This is a genomic window from Lactimicrobium sp. (genome assembly GCF_036453465.1).
In the GTDB taxonomy this organism is placed as follows: Bacteria; Bacillota_I; Bacilli_A; order Erysipelotrichales; family Erysipelotrichaceae; genus Bulleidia.
On the sequence record NZ_JAZHUW010000015.1, the window covers coordinates 36,643 to 49,108 of the forward strand.

Sequence of the window (12,466 nt, forward strand, 5' to 3'; positions counted from 1 at the left end):
GCATAGAAGGAAAGAAGGAGAACAGAATGGACGCAAAGATGTTTTGTTATCAGTGCCAGGAAACTGCTGGCGGCAAGGGATGCATGTATGTTGGTGTATGCGGCAAGCAGCCGGATGTGGCTGCCATGCAGGATCTGCTGATCTATGTGACAAAGGGACTGTCTGAGGTGACAACTGCACTGCGCAAAGAGGGCAGGGCTGTCAGCAAGGATGTCAATCATCTGGTCACAGTCAACCTGTTTACAACGATTACCAATGCCAACTTTGACAAGGCTGCCATCATTGAAAGAATCAAGAAGACACTGGCCGCCAAGGAAGAGCTGCTTGCACAGCTTGACAATAAGGAAGGCTTGAATGATGCGGCTCTCTGGAATGGAAACGAAGGTTCCTTCATGGAGAAGGCTCGTTCTGAGAAGGTTGGTGTTCTGGCTACAAAGAATGAGGATATCCGTTCTCTGCGTGAGCTGATTACCTATGGCCTGAAGGGTCTTGCGGCTTATATGAAGCATGCCAATGCCCTGGGCTATGAGAATGAGGAAGTGGATGCTTTCCTGCAGGAGACACTGGCCAAGCTGCTGGATGACAGTCTGGACGCGGATGCACTGACTGCTTTGACACTGAAGACTGGTGAGTATGGTGTCAAGGGTATGGCACTGCTCGATGAGGCAAATACCGGTACTTATGGCAATCCGGAGATTACCAAGGTTGATATCGGTGTCAGAAAGAATCCTGGCATTCTGGTATCCGGCCATGATCTGAAGGATCTGGAGCAGCTGCTGGAGCAGACCCAGGGTACTGGTGTGGATGTCTATACACACTCTGAGATGCTGCCGGCACATTATTATCCGGCGTTCAAGAAGTATCCTAACTTTGCGGGCAACTATGGCAATGCATGGTGGAAGCAGAAGGAAGAGTTTGCGTCTTTCAACGGCCCGATTCTGATGACAACCAACTGCATCGTTCCGCCGGCTGATTCTTACAGAGACAGACTGTGGACAACCGGTGCTGCCGGCTATCCTGGCTGCCGTCACATTGATGGTGCCTATGGTACGGTCAAGGATTTCTCTGCTCTCATTGAGCAGGCAAAGACATGCCAGCCTCCGAAGGAAATTGAGACAGGTTCCATCGTTGGCGGTTTCGCCCATGCCCAGGTATTTGCTCTGGCTGACAAGATTGTGGATGCTGTCAAGTCTGGTGCCATCCGCAAGTTTGTGGTCATGGCTGGCTGCGATGGCCGTATGAAGTCCCGTGAATACTACACAGAGTTTGCTGAGAAGCTGCCGAAGGATGTTGTCATCCTGACAGCAGGCTGTGCCAAGTACAAGTACAATAAGCTGAATCTTGGCGATATCAATGGCATTCCGCGTGTTCTGGATGTCGGCCAGTGCAACGACTCTTATTCCCTGGCTCTGATTGCCCTCAAACTGAAGGAAATCTTCAATCTGGCAGATATCAACAATCTGCCGCTGGTATTCAATATTGCCTGGTATGAGCAGAAGGCCGTCATTGTTCTGCTGGCTCTGCTGTCCCTTGGTGTCAAGAACATCCACCTTGGACCGACACTGCCTGCCTTCCTGTCACCGAATGTTGCCAAGGTGCTTGTTGATAACTTCGGCATTGCCGGCATCGGCACGGTCGATGATGATCTCAAGCTGTTCTTCGGCGAGCAGGCATAATCATTTACACTTATCAATATCAATCCTCCAGTGGGTCCCGCAAGGGACCTTTTTATTTGGATGCGCTATCATAGCTGTATGCTTATACAAAAACAAAACAGAATTGCCTGCATCTTTGATGCGGATGGGACGCTGCTGGATTCTATGGGCTTCTGGTGTGATCTTGCCCGGCAGTACCTGCATACAAAAGGAATTGATGTATCAGCACAGATCAATACAGTAGTGAAAGATATGTCACTGCCGCAGAGCAGTGCCTTTCTGCATGAGAGATATCTGCCTGCGCTTACTCCTGAACGCATACAGCAGGAGATCATTGATATGATTCATCAGGCATATGCACAAAAGATTCCTTTGAAGCCTGGTGTGTATTCCTTCCTTTCTGCTTTGAAGGAGAAGAACATGCCGATGTGTGTGGTATCCACCAGTGATGAAGATCTTCTGCATGCCTGTTTTGCCAGAACTGGCATTCTGCCGTTTTTCTCTTTTGTTCTGACCCCTGGAAATGGCAAAGAGGATAAAACTGTGCCGGATCTGTATCTCCGTGCCTGTGATCGGATGCATACAGAGCCTTATTTTACGTTTGTGTTTGAGGATACACTTGTGCCGGTAATGACGGCAGAAAAGGCTGGTTTTCGGGTGATTGGCGTAAAGGATGTCTGGTCCAAAGGGGACTGGAATGTGATTGAAAATACGGCGGATCTCTGGGTTGATGGGCTTCAGGAACAGGATCAGATTCTGGCCTATATGAGGGCTGTACAAAATCATTAAAATTCTTTAAGAAAGTGCTTGCATTTCTGTAAACGATTACATATCATAATGGCGTAAGTTGTAAACGGTTCCGGTAACGTTTCCATCCGGAGGGAAATGAAATGGGGCGTACAACCATGATTGAAAAATCAGGAGGAAAAAATGAATAAGAAGGGTTTTGTAGCATTAGCATTATCTGCTGCGATGCTGGCTGGCTGCGGAGGCTCTGCTTCTGCTGCAGCTTCTGGATCTGCTGATTCCAGCAAGGGAAGCGTTTATTATCTGAACTTCAAGCCTGAGGCTGATGAGTACTGGCAGGATCTGGCAAGCGAGTACACAAAGGAGACTGGCGTTAAGGTAACTGTTCTGACAGCTGCTTCTGGTGAGTATGAGAGCACATTGAAGTCTGAGATGGCTAAGTCTGAGATGCCGACTCTGTTCCAGGTTAATGGTCCTGTTGGACTGGCTTCCTGGAAGGATTATTGCTACGATCTGAGCGGTTCTGATATTGAGAGCCAGCTGTCCAATAAGGCTTATGAGCTGAAGGATGGCGACAAGGTCGCAGGTATTGCTTATGTTACTGAGGCTTATGGTCTGATCACCAACAAGGCTCTGCTTGAGAAGGCTGGCTATTCTGTTGATGATATCAAGAGCTTCGATGATCTGAAGAAGGTTGCTGAGGATATCACAGCTCGCAAGGATGAGCTTGGATTTGCAGCATTTACTTCTCCTGGTATGGATTCTTCCAGTGACTGGCGTTTCAAGACACATCTGGCTAACCTGCCGATCTACTATGAGTACAAGGATGCAGGTGTAGATGATGAGGATGAGCTGAAGGGTACATATCTGCCTAACTACAAGAATGTATGGGATCTGTACATCAATAATTCCACAATCGATCCTTCTCAGCTGTCCACTGCAACTGGTGATCAGTCTGAATCTGAATTCGTCAACCAGCAGGCTGTCTTCTTCCAGAATGGTACATGGGAGTATGACAAGGTAAAGGCTATTGGCGATGACAATCTGGCTTTCCTGCCGATCTACTTCGGTGTTGATGATGCTAATGAGGGTCTGTGCATGGGCACTGAGAACTACTGGTGCGTTAACAGCAAGGCTTCTGAGGCTGATATCAAGGCTACTCTGGATTTCATGAACTGGTGCGTTACATCTGATGAAGGTGTCAAGGCTATGACAAGCGGCGACAAGATGGGCTTCAACATTCCGTTCAAGTCCAATCCTGAATCCACAAACGTTCTGTTCAACCTTGCCAATGCAAACACAGGTACACCGGTATCCTGGAACTTCACAACAATGCCTTCCGAGGAATGGAAGAATACACTTGGCCAGGCTCTGACTGTATACGCTGCTGATCAGAGTGATGCTAACTGGGATCAGGTCAAGACAGCATTCGTTGACAACTGGGCAACTGAAAAGAAGCTCGCTGCTTCCAACAACTGAGTTAGTTTGATTCACAACGCAGACAGGCCGGCAGAAATCTTATCTGCTGACCTGTCTTTCTTCACATTGATTTGAGGCAAAACAAGATATGCAGAAAAATATCAAAAAATACTGGCCTGTATTCACAGTGCCGACGATGGCTGCCTTTGCCATCGGCTTCCTGATTCCGTTTATTCTTGGTATCTATCTCTCCTTTACCAAGTTTACAACTGTCACGGATGCCAAATGGGTTGGCTTCTCCAACTACATCACCGCATTCAAGGACACAACATTCGTTCATTCCTTCTGGTTCACGGCAGCGTTTGCCATTGTGACGCTCGTATTGATCAATGTCATTGCCTTCGCACTGGCAATGGCTCTGACCAAAGACCGTCATGGTACAAACATCTTCCGTACCATCTTCTTCATGCCTAACCTGATCGGCGGCATTGTGCTTGGCTATATCTGGCAGCTGATCTTCTCTGGTATTCTTGTTCACTTCGGCACAGCACTGAACCTGAATGCAAAGCTTGGTTTCTGGGGACTGGTCATTCTGGTCTGCTGGCAGCAGATCGGCTACATGATGATCATCTATATTGCCGGTTTCCAGGCAATTCCGGGCGATGTGCTCGAAGCTGCTGAAATCGATGGTGCCAACAGCCGTCAGATGCTGTTCAAGGTCATCATTCCGATGATGATGCCGAGCATTACGATCTGCACATTCCTGACGATCACCAATGGCTTCAAGTTGTTCGATCAGAACCTGGCATTGACCGGAGGCGCGCCAATGAAACAGACTGAAATGATGGCATTGAATATCTATAACACATTCTTCGGCCGTGTCGGCTTCGAAGGTGTCGGCCAGGCCAAGGCAGTTCTGTTCTTCATCCTGGTAGTTGTAATTGCGGGCATTCAGCAGAAGCTGACAAAGTCCAAGGAGGTACAGCAGTAATATGAATCAAAAAGGTAAATGGTATGGCACAACATTCCTGACATTCCTTTGTGTCTTCTGGATTATGCCGGTGCTGGTTGTGCTCTGGAACTCCTTCAAGGATAAGAATTCCATCAACCTGCAGCCATTCAAGCTGCCGACAAGCGAAACATTCATCGGCTTTCAGAACTATGCGCAGGCCATCAACAAGTATGGTCTGTTAAGCTCCGTCGGCTGGACTGTGTTTATCACAGTATTCTCCGTCGCTGCCATCCTGCTGTTCTGCTCGATGACCGGATGGTATATCACCAGAGTCAATTCCAAGTGGTCCAAGATCATCTATCTGCTGTGCATCTTCTCCATGGTTGTGCCGTTCCAGATGGTTATGTTCACACTGTCTCTGGTTGCCAACATGCTGCATCTGACAAACCCGTGGGGCATCATCATCGTGTATCTTGGCTTTGGTGCCGGACTTGCAGTATTCATGTTTACCGGTTTTGTCCGCTCGATTCCGATTGAGATTGAGGAAGCTGCCATGATCGATGGCTGCACACCTCTGCAGACATTCTTCAAGGTTGTCATGCCGATCATGAAGCCTACCTATATCTCTGTTGGTATTCTGGAAACCATGTGGATCTGGAATGACTTCCTTCTGCCGTATCTGGTATTGGATATCAAGAAGTACAAGACAATCTCCATTGTCATTCAGTATATGAAGGGATCTTATGGTTCCGTCGATATGGGTGCCATCATGGCTGCATTGATTCTTGCGGTTATTCCGGTTATCATCTTCTACCTGAGCTGCCAGAAGTATATTATCAAGGGTGTAGCGGCTGGTGCCGTAAAGGGATGATACTCTTAGAATTGAGGTATTTATGAAACGTAGTGCAGGAATTCTGATGCCGATCAGTGCGCTGCCTTCCCGCTATGGGATTGGTACACTGGGTGAGGCGGCATATGAATTCATTGATTTCCTGGAGGCTGCCGGGCAGTCATACTGGCAGATTCTTCCAATTGGACCGACCGGATATGGGGATTCTCCATATCAGTCATTCTCTGCTTTTGCCGGCAATCCGTATTTCATCGATCTCGATCTGCTGGCAAAGGACGGCTGGCTGAAGGAAGAAGAGTACAGTGAGGAAGACTGGGGCAGTGATCCTGGCCGTACCGACTATGGAACACTGTATAACAAACGGTTTACGGTTCTTCGCAAGGCAGTAGACAGACTGTACAAGGATCTGCCGGATGACTTTGCGGCATTTGAAAAGGAGAATGCCTTCTGGCTGCATGACTATGCACTTTTCATGGCATTGAAGGATGCCCACAATGGCAAGAGCTTCATGCTGTGGGAAGATGATCTGCGCAAGCGGGATCCCAAAGCATTAAAGCAGGCAGAAGCGAAACTGAAGGATGAAATTGCCTTCTATAAAGGCATTCAGTACTTCTTCTTCCAGCAGTGGGCTTTGATGCGTACCTATGCATTGGATCATGGTGTGTCTTTGATCGGTGATGTACCGATCTATGTATCACCGGATTCCAGTGATCTCTGGGCAAATCCGCAGATGTTCCAACTGGATCAGGATGGCAAGCCAACAGAGGTTGCAGGCTGTCCGCCGGATGGCTTCTCCGCTGATGGCCAGCTCTGGGGCAATCCTCTTTATAACTGGGAAGGTATGAAGAAGGATGACTATGCCTGGTGGGCAAAGCGCATTTCGTATCAGTTCGAACTGGTGGATGTGCTGCGTATTGACCATTTCAGAGGTTTTGAATCTTACTTTGCCATTCCCTATGGTGCTAAGACAGCGCGTGGAGGCAGATGGCGCAAAGGACCTGGCATCGACTTCTTCCGTACCATTGAAAAGAAGCTTGGCCACCTCAACATCATTGCCGAGGATCTGGGCTTCCTGACACCGGAAGTCATTCAGATGGTCAAGGATACAGGCTATCCGGGCATGAAGGTGCTGGAGTTTGCCTTTGATCCAAGAGATACAGGTTCCGGCTATCTCCCGCACAAGTTCATTAACAACTGTGTTGTCTATACAGGTACACATGATAATGAGACTGTCATGGGATGGATGGAGAATTCACCGAAGTCCTTCAGTGAACATGCAATTGATTATCTGCATCTGGATGAAAAGGAAGGCTATAACTGGGGCTTTATCAGAGCTGCCTACATGAGTGTGGCAGATCTGGCAGTCATGCAGTTCCAGGATCTGCTGGGACTGGGAGATGAAGCACGCTTCAATGTACCTTCCACAACCGGCAATAACTGGGTATGGCGTGCAAAGAAGGAAGACTTCACATTTGCACTGGCCAAGAAGCTCAGACATATGACAGGTCTCTATGAACGCCTGCCGCAGGGTAAGAAAGAAGCAGATATTCAGGAATCTGATGAATAACATGAAAATCATGGGATCTATTGGTCTCATGATTTTTATGTTTCATTTTCTATTCGACTGTGCTAGAATCATCTTACTTGAGTGATTAGCTCAGCTGGGAGAGCACTTCCTTGACGTGGAAGGGGTCATGGGTTCGAGTCCCTTATCGCTCACTAGAAGTATTTGAAGAAAACCGTTTATTTAAGCGGTTTTTTTCATTTGTGAAAAACAATTCGTTGAATCATCCGTGCAAAACTGCAGCTGCATTGTACTTTTATACGGTTTTTCAAACTAATCTGCAGAAGATTTATCATCTTCCAACAGCAGATCCAATACACGTTTTCTGTTTTCAATGAACATCTTTGTGATCTGGTAACTGTCTGTCTGTTCATATGCACATGAATGAATCGGCCCATCATCAAATGTCAGTATTTCCGCATCCGGCATGCCCAGCAGAATAGGAGAGTGGGAGACAATGATGAACTGTGATCCCTGTTTTGTACAGTTGTATATCATGGCAAGCAGGGTGAGCTGTCTTTGCACAGAGAGGGCCGCTTCGGGTTCATCCAGAAGATAGAGACTGTTATCTGTGAAATTTTCCTGAGCAATTTCAAGGAAACTTTCACCATGAGACTTTAAATGGAGCTCCTGGGATGGAATTGGAACCAGTCCGGATTTTGCATATTCTTCTTCTTTTGTGGCAACATTATAGAAACTTTCTGCCCGCAGAAAATAGCCCCATTTGTTTTTCCGATACCCCTTTGATAAGCGTATTGCCTGATGCAGCTCTGAGTAATCATCATATGTTGAAAAAGAATAGTTTTTCGTGCCACCCTCCGGATTAAAGCCATAGGCAATGGCAATTGCCTCCAGCAGGGTGGATTTTCCACTTCCATTTTCTCCGACAAAGAAGGTAACCGGTGAATGGAATTCAACTTCAGTAATACCTTTAAATGCTGGAATCTGTCTGATGTAGCTGTATTGATCGATTTTGTTCCAATCAATTTCCAGCTTCTTGACCAGCTGTGCTGCCATATATCCCACCTCACCCTTTCGTAAAGAATCTCTTTGTCTCATTGTACGCCAATCATTCTGGAGTGGATTGCCATCATGAAAATGTGTTCATCAAAGGAGGTGCTGTATCAATGATTACAGAATGTAGGCACGAAGCATGCCCAATAGAATTCTTTGTGATCACATGACATGCGTCTTTGCGCTGGCGTAATTTTATGTTAAACTTAGAAGCACTGGGGTTGTAGCTCACCCGGGAGAGCGCATCCATGGCATGGATGAGGTAGTGGGTTCGAGTCCCATCAGCTCCACCATAACGAAATGACCGCGTTGGCGGTCTTTTCTTTTGCCTGTAAAAAAATCCGGTCATTGACCGGACTTGTATGAATTACTGTTTTTCCTTGAATTCCATATGCAGTACAAAACCTGCTGCTGTAAGGGCAAGAATGCCGATGCTCAGCCATCCATTCAGGCTTGTATCGATGCCTGTCTTGGCTGCGGTTTTAGCATTGTTCGCTTTCTGCGTGCTATTTGCAGTGTTCTTTGCTGCTTTGTCTGCGGCAGGTCTTGCGGAAGGCTGTGTGGTTGGTACAGCAGTTGGCTTTTCAGAAGGAACTGCCGTTGGTTCTGTGGTTGGCTGGGCAGTGGGCTCTGTTGTTGGTTCCGGTTTGTAATCACAATATAATCCACCGATTGTCAGGGAGCCTTCCTTGATGCCATCCTGGAAGTGATAGACGGGCCTGACACCATTGACGGTGTAGTCTGCACTGGCAATGGCAAAGCCTTCATTGTTGGCATTGATATCGATGCCTTTGGCAGGGGAGACAAGGGTAATGTCCGGCTTGTCTGTGCCGTTAAATACCATGGTGGCTGAGATGTTGTTATAGCCATTGTCAGCCGCAATCCAGAGCTTGTGTTCATAGGTGTCATAGTCAAGCCCCATGGCACCGCCAATCGTGCTGTCAAGGTCAGCGATCAGCTTTGCTATGCCATTTGTGTTTAAAACAAAGGCATAGACATGGCCGTTTGCTTCTAATGCGGTAAAGAAGACGCCGTCTGCCGTGGCATTGGGATAATTGGCAGGATCATAGGGTGCATTGGTGTTCTGATCGAACAGCTTTCCTTTGAGTTCACTGTTATCAACCCATTCCACTGCTTCAATGCCGGCATTGGCATCCACCGCCGGCAGCAGGTTTGTCAGATCCCACTGCTGAATGGCGTTCTGGTTTTCAGCACCATTGGGATCTGCTTTGAGAATCACGTTATAATTGGTGCCTTTGGCAGAATTGTCACGCTCCGATGCCAGATAGACATATCCATCTTTGGCAGTAGTGATGCCTTCGGTATCCGGTCCTTTTTTGCTTGGCGTTGTGAAGTTGACTGCCTTGCCGTTTTCAAAGCCTGGTTCGATTGTCAGGGTGCCATCCTTAGCCACATCCATGACCCAGAACTTACCGGTGCCATTGTCTACGGCATAGAGTTTTCCGTTGTAGAAATCAAGACCGGAGGAATCTTCCAGAAAGGTGAGGCTGGAAGTGGTGATAGTATCCGGTCCCGGCCAGGCAATGGTCTGCTTTGGCTCGGGTGTATTTGTCGGCTGGGCAGTTTCTGCAGGAGCTGCCTGGTTGGCTTCACCGGGTGTTTCTTTTGTCAGAGCGAAGTTTCCTGTACCGTCTGGCAGTCTGCCATAGGAAGCTCCTGCTGTTTTGCCATTGATCTGGGCATGTTCGGTCCAGCTGTATGCATCCAGAAGATTTCCTTTGGCATCAAACAGACGGATCGAATCACCGCCTCCTAAGCCAATGTTAAACGTATCTGTCTTCCAGCCATCTTTGTCCCAGGATTCTCCCTGGGTCTGGTTGTTGATGAGGAGCAGCTTTCTGGGTTCAATGATCGTGTGGTTGGTGAAACGCCAGATGTGATCATCTGAGTTGTCTTTCAGCTGGAAGCCATCCAGTTCTATTGGTGTACTGCCGGTATTGATCAGTTCCACCCAGTCATCCGGATTGGAATCGACTTCATTGATCTTCAGCGCACTTGTATTCTGTTCTGTTTCATTTGGCTGGCCTTTTGTCTGCGGGGCATCTTTGAAGGTACCGTCTTTTTGCCGCTGCCAGGTGCCATTGGCAGTTGTGTCCCAGGAGTATGCGTCCTCCTGCTTGCCATCTTTGTCAAAGAGAATGGCACTGTCTCCTTTTTTTCCTAATCCAAAGGAGAAGTCAGTGTTTTCTTCCAGAACAAGCACTTCACCAGGGTTTAAGATTGTACCGTCTTTGATAGGTGTGGTTTCGCTGCATGTATGGCGCTCTTCTCCTTTATCATCACTCAGATACCACCCGGAAAGATCCACGGCTGTATTGGAAATGTTGGCGATTTCGACCCAGTCAGGTCCTTTGTCTGGATCATTGGGCTGTACTTCATTAATGACAATGGCGCCGCTGGCATGGGCTGGCAGCAGGCTGATGGCAAGCATCCCACAGCCTGCCAGAACAATTGCTTTTTTCATGATATTCTCCCTTTCCTGAGGAAAGACTAACAGCAGGATGTAAAGCCTGTATCGCACTGTTGGCTAACCCTGTGTAAAATGAAATGGTTGAATAGGAGACAGGATGGCTGAAAAGATTCTGGTAGTGAATGCCTCAAGGCAGGAAGGTTCTGCGGCGGTGGATGCATTTGCCTTTATGAAAGAGAAGATAGAAGAGAAGGACATGATTGTGGATATATGTGCTCTTGGTAAAGAGGATATTGCCGGCTGTATTGGCTGCGGCAAGTGTATCCGCAGACGGGTCTGTATCATTCCGGATGCGGTGAACCAGTGTAATGCATGCATGTGGGATGGCCTGCTTGTGCTGTTTGATGTGCTGTATGATCAGCCGGATGAACAGGCGGTGCGCTTTTCGAAGCGCCTGTTCTACAGCCACAGTGAAAGCTGGCACTATGTACCGGCAGCCTGCATTGGCAATGCACGTTTTGGACAGGTTAAGGACGCCTGCCGGCAGATTGAAGATCTGTTTGCACTGACAGATATGACTTTGATTGCAAGACCTTATGGTACTTCAATGCAGAACAAAGATGATATGCTGATTCTGCTGGATCATTTTCTGCAGTCTGTTTCCTGCATGCATGATAAAAAACCAGGTGTGGAAATACCACATCTGGATGGGTTTGTACGTTAGCGGTAGCTGGCTCTGCGGTATCTGCCTGGTGAGGTATGATACTGCTTTTTAAACAGACGGATGAAGTAGGAAAAGTTGTCAAAGCCGGATTCCACGGCAATGTCATTGACGGAGCTGTTTGTGCTGCGCAATAGATTTGCGGCAACTTCCAGGCGGTATCTGTTCAGGTAGGTGATGAAGGTTTCGCCGGTTTCCTGATGGAAGATCCGCATGAAGTGGTTGCGGGAGAAGCCTGCTGCAGCCGCGGCTTCATCAATGGAGATGGAATGGCGGTAGTTGGCTTTGACAAAAGCAATGGTATTTCTCACAATGTCCTGGTGGCTGGATTCATTCTGGAAGGCAGCCTTGATGCGGTGGGCATACAGGCATTGCAGAAACAACAATAGATATGCTTTTACCTGCATGGAATAGCCGCCTTCTCTGGCTGTGCTGGCTTTTTCTGCCTTATGGAGAAAACCGGAAAGATCCTGGTGAATCGGGTTTGTATCACTGATGGGACGGGGCAGCAGAAGTTCATGATGTTCAAGACGCTGCAGTACATGGGTGCGGCACCAGTCATCCGGATCTTTGCCATCAAGCATATCCAGAGAAAACAGGTAGTCTTCATAGACCAGCGGCTGGCTGCCTGTACGGGTGATGGCATGCATTTCCCCTGGCATAACGGGGATCATACAGCCGGTGCTGACAGCAAGAATCTGGCTGTCAATGTGCATCTGACCCTGTCCGCTGCGGATCAGAATGACTTCCATCTGCTCGTGCCAGTGCATGCCGACGGCATCAAAATCGTCTGGAACAGTGCACAGCTGCATGTGAAATGGGATTGTCTGCTGTGAAGATGCCTGTGAAAGTGTATTTTGCGTGTCCATGGTGCTATTGTACAAATTGTAAACGTTATAGTGCAAGATAAAACCATTGTGAAATTATTATAATACAGATGAATTTTAAAGATGGAGGTCTTTATGACACGTTTAATTACTGACTATCGTTAACTTCATGGATTTTATAACTAACTGAGAAAATCACCTGATTCTCTGACAGATCTTTTTGATCTCGCGGGCATAGCTCTGTTCGCTGATGCCATACACACTCAGGATCTCTTTCTGCCTCTTT

The 12,466-nt window shown here is 47.7% G+C and carries 10 protein-coding genes and 2 tRNA genes; 9 read left to right on the forward strand and 3 right to left on the reverse strand.

What is annotated here, in order from left to right:
- Positions 1–26: 26 nt before the first annotated feature.
- From hcp to SOI44_RS05430, 7 genes are all read left to right on the forward strand, one after another.
- Entirely contained in the window at positions 27–1,676 is a 1,650-nt protein-coding gene (hcp, locus tag SOI44_RS05400; RefSeq protein WP_331348203.1) for a hydroxylamine reductase, read from the forward strand.
- Positions 1,677–1,754: 78 nt separating this feature from the next.
- Positions 1,755–2,444 carry an HAD family hydrolase gene (locus SOI44_RS05405; RefSeq protein ID WP_331348204.1) on the forward strand — a complete coding sequence of 230 codons (690 nt, stop codon included), beginning with the start codon at positions 1,755–1,757 and terminating at the stop codon, positions 2,442–2,444.
- A 141-nt stretch (positions 2,445–2,585) separates the two neighbouring features.
- Complete coding sequence (locus SOI44_RS05410) at positions 2,586–3,881, forward strand: ABC transporter substrate-binding protein (RefSeq protein ID WP_331348205.1); 1,296 nt, start codon at positions 2,586–2,588, stop codon at positions 3,879–3,881.
- Positions 3,882–3,969: 88 nt separating this feature from the next.
- On the forward strand, positions 3,970–4,812 hold the full coding sequence (locus SOI44_RS05415) for a carbohydrate ABC transporter permease (RefSeq protein ID WP_331348206.1): 843 nt from the start codon (positions 3,970–3,972) through the stop codon (positions 4,810–4,812).
- Position 4,813: 1 nt separating this feature from the next.
- Positions 4,814–5,644: a carbohydrate ABC transporter permease gene (locus SOI44_RS05420; RefSeq protein ID WP_331348207.1), complete on the forward strand. Its 831-nt coding sequence runs from the start codon at positions 4,814–4,816 to the stop codon at positions 5,642–5,644.
- Positions 5,645–5,654: 10 nt separating this feature from the next.
- Positions 5,655–7,190 (forward strand): 4-alpha-glucanotransferase, encoded by a 1,536-nt coding sequence (gene malQ, locus SOI44_RS05425; protein WP_331348213.1) that lies wholly within the window; start codon positions 5,655–5,657, stop codon positions 7,188–7,190.
- Positions 7,191–7,269: 79 nt separating this feature from the next.
- Positions 7,270–7,342 (forward strand) — tRNA-Val (locus SOI44_RS05430).
- 118 nt (positions 7,343–7,460) lie between these two features.
- Here the strand turns inward: SOI44_RS05430 and SOI44_RS05435 are convergent.
- On the reverse strand, positions 7,461–8,204 hold the full coding sequence (locus SOI44_RS05435) for an AAA family ATPase (protein WP_331348208.1): 744 nt from the start codon (positions 8,202–8,204) through the stop codon (positions 7,461–7,463).
- Positions 8,205–8,418: 214 nt separating this feature from the next.
- Between SOI44_RS05435 and SOI44_RS05440 the strand changes: the two genes are divergently transcribed.
- Positions 8,419–8,494, forward strand: a tRNA-Ala gene (locus tag SOI44_RS05440).
- Between the two features lie 74 nt (positions 8,495–8,568).
- Here SOI44_RS05440 and SOI44_RS05445 read toward each other — a convergent pair.
- Positions 8,569–10,686, reverse strand: coding sequence for a lamin tail domain-containing protein (locus SOI44_RS05445; protein WP_331348209.1), 2,118 nt, complete (start codon positions 10,684–10,686; stop codon positions 8,569–8,571).
- 103 nt (positions 10,687–10,789) lie between these two features.
- Here SOI44_RS05445 and SOI44_RS05450 point away from each other — a divergent pair, with 103 nt between their 5' ends.
- On the forward strand, positions 10,790–11,356 hold the full coding sequence (locus SOI44_RS05450; protein ID WP_331348210.1) for a hypothetical protein: 567 nt from the start codon (positions 10,790–10,792) through the stop codon (positions 11,354–11,356).
- Here SOI44_RS05450 and SOI44_RS05455 read toward each other — a convergent pair.
- Positions 11,353–12,165 carry an AraC family transcriptional regulator gene (locus SOI44_RS05455; protein ID WP_331348211.1) on the reverse strand — a complete coding sequence of 271 codons (813 nt, stop codon included), beginning with the start codon at positions 12,163–12,165 and terminating at the stop codon, positions 11,353–11,355. The two genes, SOI44_RS05450 and SOI44_RS05455, sit on opposite strands and share 4 nt — an antisense overlap.
- Between the last annotated feature and the right edge of the window lie 301 nt (positions 12,166–12,466).